The sequence below is a fragment of the Pseudomonas sp. IT-P253 genome (genome assembly GCF_949768125.1).
Lineage (GTDB): Bacteria > Pseudomonadota > Gammaproteobacteria > Pseudomonadales > Pseudomonadaceae > Aquipseudomonas.
In genome coordinates, this window is sequence record NZ_CATKPT010000033.1 from 65,089 (window position 1) to 87,139 (window position 22,051).

Sequence of the window (22,051 nt, forward strand, 5' to 3'; positions counted from 1 at the left end):
CTGCGACACCACACCGCATGCCGCTTTTTTACTTATCGGCCCTGATCAGGCTAAATAGCCGCGCCTGATCGCCCACCCAACCGGATTAGTCCCATGTCCCGACAACGGCTCGCAATTGCCTGGATAGCCTGCTTCGCAGTGCTGTTCAACATGCTCGCCATGCCGATGACCGGTGCGATGGCACAGACGGTAAAATCGCCAGCCGAACAGTTATTGTGGGGCAGTTTCTGCACCTCCAGCGGCACGAAGATGGTGGCGATCTCGCTGGGCGATATCGAGCAAAAGGCCCCGCAGGGCGACGATCATTCCAACATGCAGCATTGCTGGTGTTGCTCCGGCTCCGCGTCGTCGATCGCGCTGCCCGGGCACGTGCCGCAGCTGTATTTTGCGCACTTCGAGGCCAATCGAAGCCTGCCCGCCGCCTCTCTCGATACGCCGACACCGCGCCAGCAATGGCCCAGTCTTAATCCCCGCGCATCCCCTCTGGTGTGATTCTTTCTCGCAATTGACCTGCGTCTTGAATCGTTCTGGAGAACTGCCATGTTGAACAAACTCATCGTTCTGGCGGCGTTACTGCTGCCTGCCTGTTTTGCCAATGCCCACGAATACAAAACCGGCGAGCTTGAAATCGCCCACCCGTGGTCGCAGGAACTGCCACCCAATGCGCAGACCGTCGCGGCGTACTTTTTGATTACCAACAAGGGCAAAACCGCCGACCGGCTGCTCAGTGTCGACTCGCCGATCGCAGGCGCCGCCGAGTTACACGAGCATGTAATGCAGAACGACATGATGAAAATGCAGCAGGTGCCGAGCGTCGAAATCCCGGCCGGAGGCACCGTCACGTTTGCACCGATGGCCTATCACGTGATGCTGCTGGAGCTCAAAGACCGCAGCCTGCTGAGCGACGGCAAGCGCTTCGCGCTGACGATGCATTTCGAGAAGTCCGCCGACGTGACCGTCGAGGTCGCGGTGCAGAAATCGGCGCCTGACGCCATGCAAGCGCACATGCACACGCCGTAATCATCTGCACTGAAAACGCCCATGCGCCCGCTTAGCGCCAGGTTATCCGCCCCCCGACGTCAGCTATTGAGCCTGACCCACGGCAGCTGGATCAGCCTGTTCGCCATGTTGATGATCTTTATCGGCCCGCTGATTTCTCAGTCGATGCCGATGGATCAACGCAGCCCGGCTTTGATGAATGTCTCCATGAGCATGTCGATGGACATGAGCATGGACATGTCGGCGATGGAGCACGGCGTGCAAGCCGCCGCCGAGCACTGCCCGCCCAAAGCCTCCCATCACGCACTTTGGGAAAAGTGCGGTTATTGCAGCCTGCTGTTCAATTGCCCGGCACTGACCGGCGGTGTGACATTCGCCGCTTTCGACACCCCGCCCACTAACACTTTCACCACCCCTTCCCCCCGTCTGGGCCACGCCCGGCAAACTTTCTTCCCCGGCGCCCGCACTCGCGCCCCACCCATCGACGCGTAAACACCCACCTCAGATCTCACACGGTCCGCAAGACAGCCGAAGCAACCTGTGGGAGCGAGCTTGCTCGCGAAGAGGGACTGTCAGTCAGCTTAAATGTCGTCTGGCATACCGCTTTCGCGAGCAAGCTCGCTCCTACAGGGATTGCGCAGGCTGCCGGCCGTGTCGTTTACGACTGTTCGATGGAAATTGTAATGTCCAGGTTTTCTGCTGACACACGCTTGAGCCCTGCCCAAGCGTTCTTTGCCGCGAACGAATCCAGTATTCGTTTCAGGCACGCCACTGCCATCCTTTGCGGCGCTCTGCTGACACCGATGGTGTTGGCCGATGAACACGCAAGCCCCAGCGAAGAACTGAGCCCGACGGTGATCACCGCCGTCGCGCCAAGCTCGCCACTGACGATCGTGACTAACCCCAAGGACCCACGCCAACCCGTGCCGGCCAGCGACGGTGCGGATTACCTGAAGACCATCCCAGGCTTCGCGCTCGTACGAAATGGCGGCACCAATGGCGATCCGGTCCTGCGCGGCATGTTCGGCTCGCGGCTGAACATCCTGACCAACGGCGGCCAGCTGCTCGGTGCCTGCCCCGGCCGGATGGACGCGCCAACCTCCTACATTTCACCGCAAACCTACGACAAACTCACCGTCATCAAAGGCCCGCAAACCGTGCTCTGGGGACCGGGCGCCTCGGCCGGCACCATCCTCTTCGACCGCGAACCGGAAAGCTTCGGCGAGCTTGGTACCCGGGTGAACGCCAGTGTGCTGGCCGGTTCCAATGGACGCTTCGACAAAGTGCTGGACACTGCTGCGGGCGGCCCTCTGGGTTACGTGCGCGTGATCGGCAACACCGCGCACTCCGACGACTACCAGGATGGCAACAACGATACGGTGCCGTCGCGCTACGACAAATGGAACGGCGATGTCGCGGTGGGTTGGACACCCGACGCCGACACCCTGCTGGAACTGACTGCCGGCAAGGGCGATGGTGAAGCGCGTTACGCCGGGCGCAGCATGGACGGCTCGCAGTTCAAGCGCGAAAGCCTGGGCCTGCGTGTCGAGAAGTCGAACATCGGCGATGTGCTGGATAAGGTCGAAGCGCAGATCTACTACAACTACGCCGACCACGTGATGGACAACTACACCCTGCGCACGCCATCGGGTACCGGGATGATGTCCGGCCCCATGGCTTCCAACGTTGACCGCCGAACCCTTGGCGCCCGGATCAAAGCCACCTGGCACTGGGCCGATGTGCAGTTGATCAGCGGCATCGATGCGCAGACCAGCGAACACCGCCAACGCAGCGCCATGGGCGTCGACGTCTACAAGGACCTGCCCTACACCCAGGACGCCGACTTCCACAACTACGGCGTGTTCAGCGAACTGACCTGGTTCGCCGCCGACCGTGACCGGCTGATCACTGGCGCGCGCCTGGACCGCGCTTCGGCCAAGGATTACCGGCAGACCACCGGCTCGGGGATGATGACCCGCGCCAACCCGACCGCCGACGACACCCGCGCCGACACGTTGCCGAGCGGCTTCATCCGGTACGAGCACGACCTGGCCGACAGCCCGACCACGCTCTACGCCGGCCTCGGTCACACCCAGCGCTTCCCGGATTACTGGGAACTGTTTTCGCCCAGCTCCGGGCCCGCCGGTTCAGTGAATGCCTTCGATTCGATCAAGCCAGAGAAAACCACCCAGCTCGACGTCGGCCTGCAATACCAGTCCGAAGACCTCGAAGCCTGGGCGTCGGGTTATGTCGGGCAAGTGCGCGACTACATCCTGTTCAACTACACGCCCGCAATGATGGGCATGACATCGCAAGCCGAGAACATCGACGCGCGAATCATGGGTGGCGAACTCGGCGCAGCCTACACGCTGAGCTCGAACTGGAAGGCCGACGCGACCCTGGCCTACGCCTGGGGCAAGAACAGCAGCGACGGCAATGCCCTGCCACAAATGCCACCGCTGGACGCGCGGTTCGGCCTGACCTACAGCGAAAACAACTGGAGCGCCGGCGCCTTGTGGCGCGTGGTCGCGGCGCAAAACCGCATCGACCGGAACAAGGGCAACGTGGTCGGCAAGGACTTCGACAAGACCCCGGGGTTTGCCGTGTTCTCGCTCAATGGGGCGTATCGGATTAACAAAAACTGGAAGGTCAGCAGTGGCGTCGACAACTTGTTCGACAAGGCTTACGCCGAGCATTTGAACCTGGCCGGCAACGCCGGTTTTGGCTATCCGGCCAATGACCCGCAGGCCATAAAAGAACCGGGGCGAACGCTCTGGACCCGGGTGGACATGAGTTTCTAACAAGAAAATCAAAAGATCGCAGGCTACGCCAGCTCCTACATGAAACGCGCCCCCTGCAGGAGCTGTCGAGTGAAACGAGGCTGCGATCTTTTCAAGACAAATTGAATCGCCAAGCGGAGCACAACCGATGCAACAACCCAAACCGAATTTCTACAACCTGGCCTGGCGCTGGCATTTCTACGCCGGCCTGTTCGTCGCGCCATTCATGGTGATGCTGGCGCTGACCGGCATCATTTACCTGTTCAAGCCGCAGCTCGACCCGTTGATGTACAACAGCTTGATGAACGTCCCCGCCGGGCATCACAACGTCCCGGCCGACAACCTGCTCACGCGGGTAAAAGAGGCGTATCCACACGCCACGATCAAACAGTACCTGCCACCGGTCAACGCCGAGCGCAGCGCGCAATTTGTCGTGCTCAATGGCGGCAGCGAGCTCAACGTGTTTGTCGATCCGTACCACGGCGACATCCTCGGCGAGCAAGATGCGAAGAACAATCTGCAAGCCGTTGCACGAGCGATTCACGGTGAATTGATGATCGGTACGGTCGGTGATCGACTGGTCGAACTGGCCGCCGGTTGGGCCGTGGTGCTGGTGGTCTCCGGCGTATTTTTGTGGTGGCCACGCGGGCAAGCCGCCGGCATATTGTGGCCACGGCTGAACAGTCGCGGGCGCGTGCTCTGGCGTGACCTGCATGCCGTCACCGGTTTCTGGGGCGCCACTTTTCTGCTGGTGATGCTGCTCAGCGGCATGACCTGGACCGGGTTCTGGGGACAGAAATACGCGCAAGTGTGGAACGTGTTTCCGGCGGCGATGTGGGACAACGTGCCGACGTCTGACGTCGAGGCGCGGACGCTCAATACCGCCACTCGCCAGACCGTGCCATGGGCGATGGAAAACACACCGATGCCAATGTCCGGCGACCACGCCGAACACATGACCCACGGCGGCGCACAAGCCGGCCCTGCTGCTCCGACCATCAGCCTGCAAGACGTGCAGAACATCGCCGTACAGCGCAAGGTCGAACCGGGTTACAGCATCACCTTGCCGACCACCGCCACTGGCGTGTTCACCATCGCGGTGTTTGCGGATGATCCGCGCAACGACGCCACATTGCATATCGATCAGTACACCGGCGATGTCCTCGCCGATGTGCGCTGGGAGCATTACGGCACCGTCGCCCGCGTCACGGAAACCGGCGTGATGTTGCACGAAGGCAAGATGTTCGGTGCCTTCAATCAGATCGTCGTGCTGCTGATCTGCCTGATGATTTTGCTCAGCGCGGTCAGTGGTGTGGTGATCTGGTGGAAGCGTCGGCCACAGGGCAAATTCGGTGTCCCGCCGCTACGTCACGATCTGCCGAAATGGAAAACGGCGATGGTCATCATGTTTGCCCTGGCGCTGGCGTTTCCGTTGGTGGGGGCTTCGCTGATCGTCGTATGGCTGCTGGATCGACTGCTGCTGTCGCGCCTCACCCGGCAAACCGAATCTGCCCCAACTTCATCGTAAAACACGTTCCGCGCTTTTCTCCCCGCTCCCACAGGCTTCACCCAACCCCTGTGGGAGCGAGCCTGCTCGCGAATGCGGTGTGTCAGACAACATAAATGGCGAATGACACGCCCTCTTCGCGAGCAGGCTCGCTCCCACAAGTGATCACTGTTGACCGCCCCAATGTAGCGCACCTCGTCGCACCAACGCCTCATGCGCGTCCCTTCGTGGTGCGCCACCTGAACCACGCAACCGCTCTAACACGACATTTTCCTGCCTTTTACCGACCGGGCACAGCCCTTGCTAAAGACCCTTCAGTAGTCCGCATCTGCCACCCACAAAATTCATAAATTCATGGAGATCGCACAATGAAGCGTCGTAGCTTGATCAAGGCTTTCACACTCACGGCAAGCATTGCCGCGATGGGCATGACCTGGACTGTCCAGGCCGCCGAGACCATCAAGGTCGGTATTCTGCATTCGTTGTCCGGCACCATGGCGATCTCCGAGACCTCGCTCAAAGACATGGCGTTGATGACCATCGACGAGATCAATGCCAAGGGTGGCGTAAACGGCAAGATGCTGGAACCGGTAGTCGTCGACCCGGCATCGAACTGGCCGCTGTTCGCCGAAAAGGGCCGTCAGTTGCTGACCCAGGATAAGGTTGCCGTGGTATTTGGCTGCTGGACGTCGGTATCGCGTAAATCGGTATTGCCGGTGTTCGAAGAGCTCAATGGCCTGCTGTTCTACCCGGTGCAATACGAAGGCGAAGAGATGTCGCCGAACGTGTTCTACACCGGCGCCGCGCCGAACCAACAGGCGATCCCGGCGGTGGAATACCTGATGAGCGAAGAAGGCGGCAGCGCCAAGCGTTACTTCCTGCTGGGCACCGACTACGTCTACCCGCGCACCACCAACAAAATCCTGCGCTCGTTCCTGCACTCCAAAGGTGTGGCGGACAAAGATATCGAAGAGGTCTACACCCCGTTCGGCCACAGCGACTATCAAACCATCGTGGCCAACATCAAAAAATTCTCGGCCGGTGGCAAGACTGCGGTGATCTCCACCGTCAACGGCGACTCCAACGTGCCGTTCTATAAAGAGCTGGCTAACCAGGGTTTGAAAGCCACCGACGTACCCGTCGTGGCGTTCTCGGTCGGCGAAGAAGAACTGCGTGGCATCGACACCAAACCGCTGGTGGGCAACCTCGCGGCGTGGAACTACTTCGAGTCCGTCGAGAACCCGACGAACCAGAAATTCGTCGCCGACTGGAAAGCCTACGCCAAGAAACACAACCTGCCGGGTGCCGACAAAGCGGTGACCAACGACCCGATGGAAGCCACCTACGTGGGCATCCATATGTGGGCACAAGCGGCGGAGAAAGCCAAGTCCACCGACGTCGACAAAGTCCGCGAAGCCCTGGCCGGCCAGACCTTTGCCGCGCCATCGGGCTACACCCTGACCATGGACAGCACCAACCATCACCTGCACAAACCGGTGATGATCGGCGAGATCCAGGCAGACGGTCAGTTCAACGTGGTATGGCAAACAGAAGGACCGATCCGCGCCCAGCCGTGGAGCCCGTTCATCCCGGGCAACGAAAAGAAGCCTGAGTATGCGGTGAAGAGCAACTAAGCCACTGGATGTCGGGCCTGACGAAATTGTCCGGCCCGACACAATTCCCTGTAGGAGCGAGCTTGCTCGCGATGGTGTGTCAGGCGACATAAATGTAGCTGATACACCATCGCGAGCAAGCTCGCTCCTACAATGTCCGCGTCAAGGCGACCAATTATGCCCACCGCCCTTCACCGCTTCATTATTGCCGTCGCGCTGTTGTTGCCGATGGCCGCCCACGCCAGTGACGCCGAAGACTTCATCGCGGCCAATCCCGTGCAACAAGCCAAACTTCTGGAAGCCTGGGCCGCGCAGCCCGAGCCGGCCCGCATCGAACTGATCAACGCCCTGCAACAAGGTGAGTTGACCCTCGACGGCCAGCCGAAAACCCTGCGCCTGAATAACCGCCTGCGGGGTCTCATCGACACCGCACTGGCCAGCCACCAATTGCTCGCCGCCGACGCCCACCTCCGTCTGGCCGCTGCCCGGCAATTGCAGAAAAGCGCAAAACCGGCGCAGCTTGCCTTCCTCGACCGGCAATTGGCGGGCGAAAAAGATGCAAGCGTTCACGCCGCCCTGAGCCTGGCGCTGGCCAATCTGCAACTGGTAGACACCACCCCCGCCGTGCGCCTCGCCGCGGTGCGTCTGCTCGGTGAAACGGGCGATCCATTGGCCCGCACCCGCCTCGAAAGCCTGCTTGAACCGGGCGTCGAGACCGACGCCACCGTGCGTACCGCCGCCGAAACCAGCCTGGCGCAAGTCAAACACAAACTGCTGATCGGCGAGGTCCTCGGCGAGGCGTTCAGCGGCATGTCCCTCGGTTCGATCCTGCTATTGGCAGCGCTGGGGCTGGCGATCACCTTCGGCCTGCTCGGCGTCATCAACATGGCCCACGGCGAGATGCTGATGCTAGGTGCCTACTCGACGTACGTGGTGCAGTTGATGTTTCAGCGCTTCGCCCCGCAAGCCATCGAGTTCTACCCGCTGATTGCATTGCCAGTGGCGTTTTTTGTCACCGCCGCCATCGGCATGGCGTTGGAACGCACGGTGATTCGTCACCTCTACGGCCGGCCGCTGGAAACCCTGCTCGCCACCTGGGGCATCAGCCTGATGCTGATTCAGCTTGTCAGATTGATGTTCGGTGCGCAGAACGTTGAAGTGGCCAACCCGGCGTGGTTGTCGGGCGGGATTCAAGTGCTGCCCAACCTCGTGCTGCCGTACAACCGCATCGTCATCATCGCGTTCGCCCTGTTCGTGGTGGTGCTGACCTGGCTATTGCTGAACAAAACGCGTCTCGGCTTGAATGTCCGCGCCGTAACCCAGAACCGCAACATGGCCGCCTGCTGCGGTGTGCCGACCGGGCGCGTGGACATGCTCGCGTTCGGCCTCGGTTCGGGCATCGCCGGCCTCGGTGGCGTAGCGCTGAGCCAGATCGGCAACGTCGGCCCGGACCTGGGCCAGAGCTACATCATCGACTCGTTCCTGGTGGTAGTGCTTGGCGGCGTCGGTCAGTTGGCCGGTAGCGTACTGGCCGCCTTCGGCCTCGGTATTGCCAACAAGATTCTCGAACCGCAGATCGGTGCCGTACTCGGAAAGATCCTGATCCTCGCACTGATCATTCTGTTCATCCAGAAGCGTCCGCAAGGTCTCTTCGCACTGAAAGGACGGGTGATCGACTGATGAACCAGCCCCTGATGCTCACGGCCACGCAAAAGGCCGGCCCCAAAGTCACGATCGCGCTGGGCACGGTGATTCTCGCTCTGCTGCTGGCGTTGCCGCTGCTGTCGCTGATGTCGCCGGACAGCGCGCTGCATGTCTCGGCTTACACGCTGACGCTGGTAGGCAAGATTCTCTGCTACGCCATCGTCGCCCTCGCGCTGGACCTGGTCTGGGGTTATGCCGGCCTGCTGTCCCTCGGCCACGGTTTGTTCTTCGCCCTCGGCGGCTATGCAATGGGCATGTACCTGATGCGCCAGGCCTCGGGTGATGGCTTGCCGGCGTTCATGACGTTCCTGTCATGGACCGAATTGCCGTGGTACTGGACCGGCACCAGCAGCTTCCTCTGGTCGATGTGCCTGGTGGTGTTGGCGCCGGGGCTGCTGGCGCTGGTGTTCGGGTTCTTCGCCTTCCGCTCGCGGATCAAAGGCGTGTACTTCTCGATCATGACCCAGGCCCTGACGTTTGCCGGGATGCTGCTGTTCTTTCGCAACGAAACCGGGTTCGGCGGCAACAACGGTTTCACCAACTTCCGCACCATTCTCGGCTTTGGCATTACTGAACCGGGGACTCGCGCGGTGCTGTTTTTCGCGACAGTGCTGTTGCTGGTCGCGAGTCTGTTCATCGGCTGGCGCCTGGCGCAGAGCAAGTTTGGCCGGGTCCTGACTGCGCTGCGTGATGCCGAAAACCGCTTGATGTTCTGCGGTTACGACCCTCGCGGTTTCAAACTGTTTGTCTGGGTGTTGAGTGCGGTGATGTGCGGTTTGGCCGGCGCGCTGTACGTGCCGCAAGTCGGGATTATCAACCCGAGCGAAATGTCGCCGACCAACTCCATCGAGGCCGCCGTCTGGGTGGCGCTCGGTGGTCGCGGCACGCTGATCGGTCCGCTGCTCGGCGCCGGCGTGGTCAATGGCATGAAGAGCTGGTTCACCGTGGCATTCCCCGAGTACTGGCTGTTTTTTCTCGGGGCGCTGTTCATCGTCGTGACCCTGTACCTGCCCAAAGGCGTGATCGGCCTGCTGAAAAAAAGGGGTGAACAATGAGAGTGACTGCGACGGCTGAATTCATGCTCGAACCGGCCTTTTTCCCGGTGGACCCGAACAAGGACGCAGGCAGTAGCCGCGACGCCATCGGCCTCGGACAACGCGCCAGCCCCGGCCTCAACACCCGCCACGGCACCCTCCTGACCCTGGAAGACATCAGCGTCAGCTTCGACGGTTTCAAGGCGCTGAACGATCTGAACCTGTACATCGGTGTCGGCGAATTACGCTGCATCATCGGCCCCAACGGCGCGGGCAAGACCACGCTGATGGACGTGATCACCGGCAAGACTCGCCCCAGTCACGGCAAGGCCTGGTTCGGTGAAACCCTCGATCTGACGCAGATGAGTGAAGTGCAGATTGCCCAGGCCGGTATCGGCCGCAAGTTCCAGAAACCGACGGTGTTCGAAGCCTTGAGCGTGTTTGAAAACCTCGAGCTGGCGCAGAAAACCGACAAGTCGGTGTGGGCCAGTCTGCGTGCGCGCCTTAGTGGCGAACAGCAAGACCGCATCAGCGAAGTGCTGGAAACGATTCGCCTGACCACCTCGGTCAATCGCCCCGCCGGTTTGCTTTCCCATGGACAGAAGCAGTTTCTGGAGATCGGCATGTTGCTCATGCAGGACCCGCAACTGTTGCTGCTCGACGAGCCAGTGGCAGGCATGACCGACGCCGAAACCGAATTCACCGCCGAACTGTTCAAGCGCCTGGCGGGCAAGCATTCGCTGATGGTAGTGGAACATGACATGGGCTTCGTCGGCTCCATCGCCGACCACGTGACCGTGTTGCACCAGGGCAGCGTGCTGGCCGAAGGGTCGCTGGAACAAGTGCAGGACAACGAGCGGGTGATCGAGGTTTATCTCGGAAGATGAATTTGCGTTTGTAGGAGCGAGGCTTGCCCGCGAAAGGGGCTCCTCGGTCCAACTGCAAAACCACGTCATCGTTCTTCGCGGGCAAGTCGAATCGTCGCACCGCTCGCTCCTACAGAGCTTTGGGGGAATTTGAACATGCTGCAAGTCGACAAGCTGCACCAGTACTACGGCGGTAGCCACATTTTGCGCGGCCTGACGTTTGACGTGCAGGTCGGCGAAGTCACCTGCCTGCTCGGACGCAACGGCGTGGGCAAGACCACACTGCTCAAATGCCTGATGGGTTTGCTGCCGGCCAAAGAAGGCGCGGTGAATTGGGAAGGTCAACCGATCACCACCTTCAAGCCGCATCAACGGGTGCATGCCGGGATCGCCTACGTGCCTCAGGGCCGGGAGATTTTCGGCCGCCTGACCGTGGAAGAAAACCTGCTGATGGGCCTGTCGCGCTTTCCCGGGTCCGAAGCCAGGGAGGTCCCGGCGTTCATCTACGAGCTGTTCCCGGTGTTGCTGCAAATGAAGCAACGGCGCGGCGGTGACTTGTCCGGTGGCCAGCAACAGCAGCTCGCCATCGGAAGAGCATTGGCCAGTCGCCCACGGCTGCTGATCCTCGATGAGCCCACCGAAGGCATTCAGCCGTCCGTGATCAAGGAGATCGGTGCCGTGATCAAGAAACTCGCAGCTCGCGGCGACATGGCGATTTTGCTGGTCGAGCAGTTCTACGATTTCGCCGCCGAACTGGCCGACCACTACCTGGTGATGTCCCGGGGCGAGATCGTGCAGCAGGGCCGCGGAAAAAATATGGAGGCCGAGGGTGTACGCGGTCTGGTTACGATCTAATCTGCAGCGTCCTATCGATAATTAGAAACCATGAATTTGCCTGCCCCGACAACGCCGTTCACCCCGAGTTGGCATGCCGAGCTGGAGCTGGGTTACGCCCGGTTCGGCGACAGCACGCGCCCGGTTCAGCGCCGCCACCTGGGTCCGCTGCGGGTGCAGAAGCACCTGTATGCCGAAGGGCCGCAGGTGTGCCAGCACATCATCGTCCACCCGCCGGGCGGAATTGCCGGCGGTGACCGGCTGGACATCTCGGCCAGCGTCGGCCGCGATGCCTGGGCGCAGATCACCAGTCCGGGCGCGGCCAAGTGGTATCGCGCGGCCGGCCCCGCCTATCAGCAGCTCGACTTGCGGGTCGCCGCCGGTGCGACACTGGAATGGTTGCCACAGGAGACGATCATCTTCAGTGCGGCGCAGGCTGAACTCAGCACCTCCATCGACCTTGAAGGCGATGCCCGGCTGTTCTACTGGGACGTCGTGGCCTTGGGTCGCCCGGCCAGCGGCGAGCGTTTCGACCTCGGGCATTTTCAGGCGAAACTGGATATCCGCCGTGACGGCCAGTTGCTCTGGCACGAACGCCAGCGCATTGTCGGGGATGACGGTTTGCTTGATTCGCCAATCGGCCTGGACGGGCAACCGGTGTTTGCAACGTTGCTGGTGACCGGCGAAATTGATAGTGAGCTACTGGATAGGTGCCGCTCGCTGAACAATGACGTACGCGGGGATCTGACACAGTTGCCGGGGCTATTGGTTGCCCGGTGCCTGGCCAGTGAAGCGCTGTTGGCGCGAGGCTGGCTGATCGATTTGTGGCGGTTATTGCGCCCGTCATTGCTAGGCCGGGAAGCCGTCCCACCCAGAATATGGAGCACCTGAAATGCGATCTCCTGTAGGAGCGAGGCTTGCCCGCGAAGCTTTTGGCGGCCTCAAGGTCCCCTTCGCGGGCAAGCCTCGCTCCTACAGGTTGAGTAACCTTTTTTATCTGCCGATTATGGATTCCAACAATGGACCTGACCCCACGCGAAAAAGACAAGCTGCTGATCTTCACCGCTGGCCTGGTGGCCGAGCGGCGTTTGGCCCGTGGCGTGAAACTCAATTACCCGGAAGCCATGGCTTACATTTCCGCGGCGCTGCTCGAAGGCGCGCGTGACGGCCGGACCGTGGCCGAGCTCATGCATTTCGGTACCACCCTGCTCAGCCGTGAACAAGTGATGGAAGGCATCCCGGAAATGATCCCGGAGATCCAGGTAGAAGCCACGTTCCCCGATGGCACCAAACTGGTCACCGTCCACCAACCCATCGCCTGAGGCCGCGTCATGACTTACCACATCCGCGATGCAGTGCACGCCGACCTCCCGGCAATTCGCGACATCTACAACGATGCCGTGCTCAACACCACGGCGATCTGGAACGAACAGGCCGTGGACCTCGGCAATCGCCAGGCCTGGTTCAGCGCCCGGCAATCCCAGGGTTATCCGATTCTGGTCATCGTCGACGTCGACAACAGCGTGCTGGGCTACGCTTCATTTGGCGACTGGCGGCCGTTCGATGGTTTCCGCCACACCGTTGAGCATTCGGTCTACGTGCGTAGCGACCAGCGCGGCAATGGTCTGGGCCCACAACTGATGAATGTGCTGATTGAACGCGCCAAAGAGTGCGCCAAGCACGTCATGGTTGCCGCCATTGAAAGTGGAAATGCCGCGTCTATTCGTCTGCATGAACGCGCCGGTTTCGTGACCACCGGTCAAATGCCCCAGGTGGGCACCAAGTTTGGCCGCTGGCTGGACCTGACCTTTATGCAACTGACCCTCAATCCTGGCGCGCAACCGCCGACTGCCAGCAAGGAGTAACGCCCGATGAACCCCGCCCAACTGCGACGCGTCAATGTTGAAAGTTTTGCGCACTATCGTCAGGGTTTGATTGATTTGCTGCTCGACGCCGTCGGCTATGGCGCCAGCGTCGGGTTCATGGCCAATCTGGACGCGACCCAGGCCCGAGCCTATTTCGATGACGTCCAGGACAACCTGAACAAAGGCAACGTGCTGCTATGGGTGGTGGTCAAGGACGAAGAGGTACTGGCCAGTGTGCAACTGACCCTGTGCCAGAAAGCCAATGGCCTGAACCGCGCCGAAGTGCAAAAGCTGCTGGTGCGCGAACAGGCACGCCGCCGAGGGTTGGGCCAACAATTGATGAGCGCGCTGGAACAGGCTGCGCTCCAGCACAAGCGCGGCATGCTCTACCTCGACACCGAGGCCGGCTCCCCCGCCGAGGATTTCTACAAGGCCTTGGGATACACCCGCGCAGGCGAAATCCCCGACTACGCCTGCGACCCGAGTGGTCAGTACAAACCGACCGCCCTGTACTACAAGATTCTCCAGGGGGCCCATTGATGATTCCCGGTGAATACCAAATCCAGCCCGGCGACATCGAGCTCAACGTTGGCCGCCGCACCGTCAGTTTGAAGGTGGCGAACAGCGGCGACCGGCCAATCCAGGTCGGCTCGCACTATCACTTTTTCGAAACCAACGATGCCCTGACCTTCGACCGCGCCGCCAGTCGCGGCATGCGCCTGAACATCCCTGCCGGCACCGCCGTTCGCTTCGAACCGGGGCAGAGCCGCGAGGTCGAGTTGGTGGACCTGGCCGGGCATCGCCGGGTGTTCGGCTTTGCCGGGCGGATCATGGGTGACCTGTAGGTCATTCAGCGCCGGCACCGACCCCTTCGCGGGCAAGCCTCGCTCCTACAAGGGAACACAAGCACCTGTAGGAGCGAGGCTTGCCCGCGAATGCGATTTCACATCCAATTAATTCCCAAGGCATGCATATGAAGATTTCCCGTCAAGCCTACGCCGATATGTTCGGTCCCACCGTCGGTGACAAGGTCCGTCTGGCCGACACCGAGCTATGGATCGAAGTAGAAAAGGACTTCACCACCTACGGCGAGGAAGTGAAATTCGGCGGCGGCAAAGTCATCCGCGACGGTCAGGGTCAAAGCCAGTTGCTGGCCGCCGAAGTGGTCGATACCTTGATCACCAACGCGCTGATCATCGACCACTGGGGCATCGTCAAGGCCGATGTCGGCCTCAAGGACGGGCGCATCGCCGCCATCGGCAAGGCCGGCAACCCGGACATTCAGCCGAACGTCACCATCGCGGTCGGCGCCAGCACTGAAGTGATCGCCGGTGAAGGCATGATCCTCACCGCCGGTGGCATCGATACGCACATCCACTTCATCTGCCCGCAGCAGATCGAAGAGGCGCTGATGAGCGGCGTCACCACCATGATCGGCGGCGGCACCGGCCCGGCCACCGGCACTAACGCGACCACCTGCACCCCCGGCCCGTGGCACCTGGCACGCATGCTCCAGGCCGCCGACGCATTCGCGATGAACATCGGCTTCACCGGCAAGGGCAACGCCAGCCTGCCGGAACCGTTGATCGAACAGGTCAAGGCCGGCGCCATCGGCCTGAAGCTGCACGAAGACTGGGGCACCACGCCCGCCAGCATCAACAACTGCCTGAACGTCGCCGACCAGTACGACGTGCAGGTGGCGATCCACACCGACACCCTCAACGAGTCCGGTTTCGTCGAAACCACCCTCGCCGCCTTCAAGGGCCGCACCATCCACACCTACCACACCGAAGGCGCGGGCGGCGGTCACGCCCCGGACATCATCAAGGCTTGCGGCTTTGCCAACGTGCTGCCGAGCTCGACCAACCCGACGCGACCGTTCACCCGTAACACCATCGACGAACACCTCGACATGTTGATGGTCTGCCACCACCTGGACCCGAGCATTGCCGAAGACGTGGCCTTCGCCGAAAGCCGTATTCGTCGTGAAACCATCGCCGCCGAAGACATCCTTCACGACCTCGGCGCGTTCTCGATGATCAGCTCGGACAGTCAGGCCATGGGGCGCGTTGGCGAAGTCATCACCCGCACCTGGCAAACCGCCGACAAAATGAAAAAACAGCGTGGGCCGTTGCCCGGTGATGGCGAAGGCAACGACAACTTCCGCGTCAAACGCTACATCGCCAAGTACACGATCAACCCGGCCATCACCCATGGTATCAGCCATGAAGTCGGTTCGATTGAAGTGGGCAAATGGGCCGATCTGGTGCTGTGGCGTCCGGCGTTCTTCGGCGTTAAACCAACGCTGATCCTCAAGGGCGGGGCCATCGCCGCCAGCCTGATGGGTGATGCCAACGCCTCGATTCCAACTCCGCAACCGGTGCATTACCGCCCGATGTTCGCCAGTTACGGCGGCTCACTGCACGCGACCAGCCTGACCTTTATCAGCCAGGCGGCGCGGGCGGCGGGTCTTCCGGAGGCCCTGGCCCTGAAGAAAAAAATTGCCGTGGTCAAAGGTTGCCGCGAGGTGCAGAAAACCGACCTGATTCACAACGACTACTTGCCCAACATCGAGGTCGATCCGCAGACTTATCAGGTCAAGGCGGACGGCGTTTTGCTGTGGTGTGAACCGGCGGATGTGTTGCCGATGGCTCAGCGTTATTTCTTGTTTTGAGCCGTTGAGCGGTACTACGAAAAAGGCCTGGAGCTTACGCAGATCCAGGCCTTTGTTCATTGGTCAGCCCCGTTTGAAAACATCAGAGTGGGTGTTTGGCCAACTCCGCGCGGGTAAGTTTCTCGATCAGCCCGGATTCTTCGATCTGGAGCTGGGCATCCAGCTCTTCGGACTGCGTCTTGTATTGCGCCTCCGACAGTGTGCCGGCCTGCTGGCTTTCACGCAGACTGGCCAGGCGATCCTGATAGGGTTCGCGCTGCGCTTCGAATTGCGGCCGGTACTTGTTGGTCACGAAGTCTTTCCAGAAGTCTTTCGCCACCAGCGACTGAAACTCTGCAGGTGAACTGTCCAGCGCTACTACCTTGGTGTACGCCTGATCCAGCATCGCGGGGGTGACATTGCCAAGCCTGGTGAATCTGACTTGCTGCGGCTGCCCCGGCAAGGCGAGCCGGTCCTTGAGGCCGTAACGGTAGGCCAGTTTTATCTCGACCTCTTCCAGGAGCCTGATGCGCTCATTTCTCTCGGCCGCCGACAAACCCGGCGTGTTGTTGATCGCAGTGGTTCGCTGTTCGATATCGGCAAGAGCGATCTTCTCGACCTCATCCAGGCGGAACAAGCCTCGGGACAATTTCAAAAGCGCCGCGCTCTGCTCCCCGTCCAACGCCAGCGTTCGGGCCCTGTACACCAATGCCATGATTTCCAGATTGCTGAACGACAATGCTGCACGGTCGCAGCAGGCCGGCCGCCCGGCCCACTCGAACATCTGCGCGCGAAGCGCTTCGGACTCGGGGTTGGCTTCACTAATGGTGTCGATCACCGCCCATACGCGCCGCTGAAGGTCACCGTGACTGGCGCGAGCGTTTTCAAGGTCATTGAGGACCTGGAAGAATCCATGCGAGCCGTCCTGTGCAGCCAGTGACTGCCACTGGGCAGTCCTCGCCGTGAGCTGGTCGGCGGGCAGGTCTTTGGTCCAGCGATCAAGTGCCACTTGTCCCTGCCCGCCCAATATCACGCGTTCAACGGGCGCCCTTGGGGCTTGATATTCGAACACTCCCGGCCGCCTTAACCCCCACAGATCCAGACGCTCACGCTCGAGTCGGCTCCAGTAATCACGCAGCTGTTGCTGGCCCACCTCTGACAGGGGATTGCCACCTATGAAGGTAAAGCCGTTGAGGTGCGCCGCCTGTTCCAGTTGCTCGGCAGACGGGGCGATGACCGACGCCGGAAACGACGCGATCCGGTTGTTTCTCAAATCAACGGTATCCAGCAAAGGCTGGGCACCCAGCCCGACTGGCCAGGTATCAACATCGACCGAATTCAAAGAGAGCGTGCGCATATCCGTTATCCCGCTGAAGTCCGGCAGCAGACCCAAGGGGTTGGAAGACAGGTTCAACGCCCGGAGTGTTGTCCGCCGCGCCAACAACTCAGCCGTCTCCGGGGTCAGACGAATGCGGTTTTTCTGAAGGAACAAGCGAGTCAACCCATGCATTTCGCCCAACGCCGGAGGTATCGCTGTCAGCTGGTTGTTCGACAGGTCCAGCCAGCGCACGCCTCTGAAATGCGCAAGGAATCCCTCTGGAGAAACGCTCAGGCCCATGCCGTTGAGCTTGAGCGACCCTACGTGACTGAAGTCGGCCTCAAGGTCCGGCACGCTGTCCAGCGTCTGACCACTTAAATCGAGCTCAAAACCGATCGGACTCCCGTCGACAGCATTTCTTTGCGGGGCTTGCCGCCTCCAGCACGCTCGAATGCGGTCAGCCGCCGTGTATCTCTCCGACCGCTCGGACAGACCCGCAGAAAACTGGCCAGCCCGAACATAGCGCTGGCGTGCGCCGCCCCCCGAAAACGCCCAGGCCGACAATTGCTGGTTTAACGTTTCATACTCAGCCTCAAGGCGAGCCAGTTCGGTCTCCACGGCGCTGCCATGGGTTTGCAGAAATTCGGCAACCTCAAATTCATCGAAGCCGGGATACAGTTGACGAATTCTGCCGCTCATCGAGTCCTGAACTTTAAATGCGCCTGGAAGACTCCCCTCCAACAGCTCAGGTCTCAGCGTTTGCAGACGCTCCCGATAGTCCTTGAGCTGCTGCCAACCCTGGCGAGTAAACGGATTACCCTCCAGAAGCGTGACCCGATTGACCCTGGCGTTCACTTCGAGTTGATCGTCGACCGTAGAGAGCATCTCCCCGGGCACTTCGGTCAGCTGGTTATCGCGCAAGTCCAGCGTTTTCAAGTCAGGCAGATTACCCGTGCCCAATGGCCAATGGTCTATGCCGGTGCCGCGCAGGTTGATGGTCTTCAGTCGAGCCATCGTGCTGAAGTCCGGCGCAACAGCCAACGGCGTTTCCGACAAATCGAGTTCTTCAAGCGCGCTCAATTGACCGAGCACTGCCGTATTGTGTTGGTTAAACCGAACCCGGCTGTCCGTGAGACTCAAGTGAGTCAAACCTTTCATATCACCGAGCGACTCGGGCAATTCGCTGAGCCGGGGCATCGTATTCAGGGTCAACTTCTTGAGCCCGGGAAACCCCTTGAGGAATGCATCGAGGTTGTTCACGCCGGTGTCGGTCAGCTTGAGTGTCTCGACATGACTGAAGCGGGCACTCAGCGACGGCAGCTCTACGCTCGAGTTGATGCTCAATCTCGAGCCACCCTGACGTCGCCAGCAACGCTTAATGATGCTGGCTATCTGTCGCTCGCGCCCGCCCGGGACTTGTACTCTTGCAAAGGGGGTACTGTCTGCCGTAACAGCCGCTTGAACCCAGGTGTTCAACTCATTTTTGAGGGTCGCGTACTCGGTTTCCTGTCGCGTCAGCCCACCTCGAACATCGTCCCCTAAAGAGCGCAGGAATGCTTCGACCTCGGCCTCGCTGAAGTCGGGATACAGCTTGAGCGTTCGCGCACGCGGCGTTCGGAAAAAATTGGCCACCTGTTGCCCGACAGGCACCGAGGGACCAACGCCGCCGAGCAGTTTCATGCCCGGCTCGACGCTCGGCCTGAGCACTCGGTGCTGCTGAAGCACCGTACTGAACTGATCGCGCGGCAACGGTGCCTGCTGCACCGCCCGTTTCAATCGCTCGGCGTCTTCGAGCGTGAAGCCCAGTGCTTGCCGCTCCTCTGTCGTCAAGGCCTGCAAGACAGACGAATAGAGGCTTGTAGAGGACGATTGAGCAAACCGGGTGTTTTCATCAACCACCAGTATTGCGCGTGTCGGTGCCTGGGGCGCACCGATCACGTCCAGCAATTTCCCTTGCGGCCCATACTCGCGCAGCTCGAAGCGCACGTCTTTCGGCCAGCCCGGGAGCGTCTCAAGGCTGTGCAAGGCCAAGCGTTCGCTATCGATGCCGGAGTAAGTCTCGAGGTACAGGCCTTCATATGCATGTGCCAAACGCAGATCCTCGCGGGCCCACTTGGCGTGCTCATAAATGCGCTGCGGTAGAGGCCCGGGTTGACCCAACGCCAGCAGTTCCTCCTGAGTCGCTTCCTCCAGAATCTGATCCACGACGACGCCGGGCAGCGACGGGAAAAAGATCTTGATCCGCTCCCCGGAGCTGTTCGCGCTGACGTCCTGTTCTCGGTACAAGGACTCGAACAACGAGCGTTTTTTGTCCTGTGCCGTGCGAGCGATTTCCTTACGCAGCTCAACGGCCCGTTGATCCAGCGTCAGATCCGATGCCCCCGGAACGTTTTCGATGTCGACCTTGCGCGCCTTGAACATCTCCAGCAGCGAGGTGAGTGCAGTGCCCTTTGCCGCGTCCTGGTCACTGACGACAAACGTTAGCCTGTTTGAGCGTTCACTCTGCGCGATCGGGTCTTCCCAGATAAGTTGTGCCTTACTGTCCAGGACTTTGATCGGGGGGGTAACCGGCAATAGTTCCTGACTGCGCATGACCCTGAACTGCATCCGTAAATCAGCCTTGGCGTAGACCTCGGGGTTATCGCTCCCCATCTGTTCCCTGAACGTTTCGAGGTCCCGGTCGATTCGAAAACGCGTGAGGGTGTTGGACAGTTGCGCCGCTGGCGCCTGTTGCTCGATATGCAGCCGACGCAGTTGGTCGGGCTCCACGCCGCTGGTGATCCTCGCCTGTTCCAGCTGCACATCGGTGAACGCCTGTGCGCGATAACCCAGGCGCCGCATCAGGATCGGCCCGTCCCAGTTCAAGGGTTCTTCGGCCTCATGGGTCCAGGCGCCGGCGCCGTTGTGTTCCAGTCGCGGGGCATACGCATCGATTCGGCTTGCGTGCTGGATACGATACTGCCCGTCGTCCGGATCCTGCTTGACCACAAAATGCTCATCCTCCAGCGGCAGGATGTCCTGACCTTTGTAACGATGCAGGCCCAGTTCGTTTGGTTTTGAACTCGCTGGCAGCTTGAGGGGAACGGTGTAAGGCCCGAGGTCAGGCGTCCATAACCGTTGCTTGCCCGTTGGCGATGTAACGGGCTGCAAACCCTCGATAACAGGTTCGGGCTTGACGGCAGTCAGCTTGCCAAACCCTTTGCTCGCGCCATGCATGAGCGCAATCAGCGCAAGGTTTTCCGCGACGTCGGTCAGGTGCCCCAAGGCAGCCCGATGATCACCCTCGCTCCATTCGATCACCCCTTCAAACGTCTCGCTCATGAGCTGAGCGGCCATGACGCCAATCATGACTTCACCCAGTACCGGAACAAACATCGAAACACCGTTTAATACCAGCATGCCGACCCCAAGCAATACCGCCATTTTCTGCGCGCGTACCCTGGCATCCACATCAGAGGTGGGGACCGCATAGTGGCGGGCATCGGCCATGATCTTGTCACGGCTCTTCTCATAGAGATCCACCCACAGATCGCCATTGGGTCCCCACAACCCTCGCTGGGCGAAACTCGAGGTGCGAATGTAAGGGTCTTCGACCGGTTCCTGTCTGGGCGCTTGTTCCGGTGGCAATTCTTTAGGCGTAATAAGCACAGAGAAGGGGTTGATCAAATCAAACCCTTTCATCCAGGGAGATCGCAGCGCAGCCAGCGGATCGGCCAGCGCATCTGCCGCCTTGCGGGTGAACTGACTGAAGTAATACGGGCGATCGGCATACGCCACGAACTGGCTGAAAAAGCGTTGGTACTCAGTCGGGCTGCCATCCCGAGGTTTGGACGGATCGCGGGCCATGAATTGGCGCTTGAGCTCGGCATCCATCTCACGCCCTTTGTAGCGTTTCAGTGGATGCTCTGGATCATGGGGAACGTAAAGAATCATTGCATCGGAGTATTTGTATTTTTCGCCGATGAGAAACAGGACACAGCCCGTCATTTTTTTCTTCATCAGCCCCAGGTCACGAAACCACACCGGTTGGCCATCTACCGTGGGACTCATCTCCCCGTCGATGACCGACACAATCATTGAGTAATCCTTCGGTTCGATGTCCTTTTTCAGCAAGGCCAGCTCGGCAGCAGCCCGCATCGCATCTTTTTGGCTGGTCACAAACCGTTGACGCAGAAACGCCACTGCAACCGGATTGTCCGGTTGCAAAAAGTCCTTCAGGTACACCTGATACTTCGCACCAATATCCAGCTCCCGACACAGCGTCAAAAACTGCGCCGTCGTCAGGGAGGTGGCCACCTGGCCGAGTTCGCCCGGGGTCGACTCAGCCACAAAGCCTGATGAGGAATGAAAGTGACCGGCTACACACTCATCCTCTTCGAAGTTGTGCAGTGCCGCTTGCACCAGTGGCAGCGTCAGTACCTCGAATGTACCGGCCTCGAACTTGAAAATGCCCAGCTCCAATGGCTTTTTCAGTTGTACAAACGTCTTGTTGACGTCCAGTTCCACAGCGAACTGATCCTTGAGCGCCTTGACCAGCAAGGGTTCGGCAAAAGCATTGATGTCTTGCATCCCCGACATTGCTTTATCGAGCAGGTTTTGCGAGGCCATACTCGCCTCGAAATTCGCGTTCAAGGCCAGGCGCTGCGCCTGGGATGCCGCCAGGTACCAATCGGGAAGAACGATCGGAGCGTTCTTGACTGCCGCCCGCCGCTCCGGCGAGGCGTTTACCAGCCAGGCCGGGATGGACTGGGCGATGAAGTCGGCGTGGACACTGTGTTGATCGGCGGCCGGTGATTGCACCGTCGTTTCTGTGGTGCTTTGTTGTTTGTTGCGCATGGTACATATCCTTATGTACGAATTTTTGGGCCGGCCCCCAGA

The 22,051-nt window shown here is 60.3% G+C and carries 17 protein-coding genes; 16 read left to right on the plus strand and 1 reads right to left on the minus strand.

Annotated elements, in window-relative coordinates:
• The first annotated feature begins 93 nt into the window (after positions 1-93).
• From ACM6IR_RS17615 to ureC, 16 genes are all read left to right on the plus strand, one after another.
• On the plus strand, positions 94-492 hold the full coding sequence (locus ACM6IR_RS17615; RefSeq protein WP_414908881.1) for a DUF2946 domain-containing protein: 399 nt from the start codon (positions 94-96) through the stop codon (positions 490-492).
• A 48-nt stretch (positions 493-540) separates the two neighbouring features.
• Complete coding sequence (locus tag ACM6IR_RS17620; RefSeq protein WP_414908882.1) at positions 541-1,020, plus strand: copper chaperone PCu(A)C; 480 nt, start codon at positions 541-543, stop codon at positions 1,018-1,020.
• Positions 1,021-1,041: 21 nt separating this feature from the next.
• A complete protein-coding gene (locus ACM6IR_RS17625) occupies positions 1,042-1,491 on the plus strand; it encodes a DUF2946 domain-containing protein (RefSeq protein WP_414908883.1) in 450 nt (149 codons plus the stop codon).
• 191 nt (positions 1,492-1,682) lie between these two features.
• On the plus strand, positions 1,683-3,800 hold the full coding sequence (locus tag ACM6IR_RS17630; protein ID WP_414908884.1) for a TonB-dependent copper receptor: 2,118 nt from the start codon (positions 1,683-1,685) through the stop codon (positions 3,798-3,800).
• Positions 3,801-3,927: 127 nt separating this feature from the next.
• Complete coding sequence (locus tag ACM6IR_RS17635) at positions 3,928-5,307, plus strand: PepSY-associated TM helix domain-containing protein (protein ID WP_414908885.1); 1,380 nt, start codon at positions 3,928-3,930, stop codon at positions 5,305-5,307.
• A 347-nt stretch (positions 5,308-5,654) separates the two neighbouring features.
• Positions 5,655-6,920 (plus strand): urea ABC transporter substrate-binding protein, encoded by a 1,266-nt coding sequence (gene urtA / locus ACM6IR_RS17640; RefSeq protein WP_414908886.1) that lies wholly within the window; start codon positions 5,655-5,657, stop codon positions 6,918-6,920.
• A gap of 156 nt (positions 6,921-7,076) precedes the next feature.
• Complete coding sequence (urtB, locus tag ACM6IR_RS17645) at positions 7,077-8,579, plus strand: urea ABC transporter permease subunit UrtB (protein WP_414908887.1); 1,503 nt, start codon at positions 7,077-7,079, stop codon at positions 8,577-8,579.
• Entirely contained in the window at positions 8,579-9,658 is a 1,080-nt protein-coding gene (urtC, locus tag ACM6IR_RS17650) for an urea ABC transporter permease subunit UrtC (RefSeq protein ID WP_414908888.1), read from the plus strand. Before urtB ends, urtC begins: the two co-directional genes overlap by 1 nt.
• Positions 9,655-10,524, plus strand: a complete 870-nt coding sequence (urtD, locus tag ACM6IR_RS17655; RefSeq protein ID WP_414908889.1) for an urea ABC transporter ATP-binding protein UrtD — start codon at positions 9,655-9,657, stop codon at positions 10,522-10,524. Before urtC ends, urtD begins: the two co-directional genes overlap by 4 nt.
• Before the next feature lie 135 nt (positions 10,525-10,659).
• On the plus strand, positions 10,660-11,358 hold the full coding sequence (gene urtE / locus ACM6IR_RS17660) for an urea ABC transporter ATP-binding subunit UrtE (protein ID WP_414908890.1): 699 nt from the start codon (positions 10,660-10,662) through the stop codon (positions 11,356-11,358).
• Positions 11,359-11,388: 30 nt separating this feature from the next.
• On the plus strand, positions 11,389-12,228 hold the full coding sequence (locus ACM6IR_RS17665) for an urease accessory protein UreD (RefSeq protein ID WP_414908891.1): 840 nt from the start codon (positions 11,389-11,391) through the stop codon (positions 12,226-12,228).
• A 128-nt stretch (positions 12,229-12,356) separates the two neighbouring features.
• On the plus strand, positions 12,357-12,659 hold the full coding sequence (gene ureA / locus ACM6IR_RS17670) for an urease subunit gamma (protein ID WP_033055605.1): 303 nt from the start codon (positions 12,357-12,359) through the stop codon (positions 12,657-12,659).
• Positions 12,660-12,668: 9 nt separating this feature from the next.
• Complete coding sequence (locus ACM6IR_RS17675) at positions 12,669-13,202, plus strand: GNAT family N-acetyltransferase (RefSeq protein WP_414908892.1); 534 nt, start codon at positions 12,669-12,671, stop codon at positions 13,200-13,202.
• Between the two features lie 6 nt (positions 13,203-13,208).
• Complete coding sequence (locus ACM6IR_RS17680; protein ID WP_414908893.1) at positions 13,209-13,742, plus strand: GNAT family N-acetyltransferase; 534 nt, start codon at positions 13,209-13,211, stop codon at positions 13,740-13,742.
• Positions 13,742-14,047, plus strand: a complete 306-nt coding sequence (locus tag ACM6IR_RS17685) for an urease subunit beta (protein ID WP_008146494.1) — start codon at positions 13,742-13,744, stop codon at positions 14,045-14,047. The genes ACM6IR_RS17680 and ACM6IR_RS17685 overlap by 1 nt, the downstream gene beginning before the upstream one ends.
• Before the next feature lie 128 nt (positions 14,048-14,175).
• Positions 14,176-15,876: an urease subunit alpha gene (gene ureC, locus ACM6IR_RS17690; RefSeq protein WP_414908894.1), complete on the plus strand. Its 1,701-nt coding sequence runs from the start codon at positions 14,176-14,178 to the stop codon at positions 15,874-15,876.
• A gap of 82 nt (positions 15,877-15,958) precedes the next feature.
• Here the strand turns inward: ureC and ACM6IR_RS17695 are convergent, their stop codons facing one another.
• Entirely contained in the window at positions 15,959-22,009 is a 6,051-nt protein-coding gene (locus ACM6IR_RS17695; RefSeq protein WP_414908895.1) for an NEL-type E3 ubiquitin ligase domain-containing protein, read from the minus strand.
• Positions 22,010-22,051 lie beyond the last annotated feature (42 nt).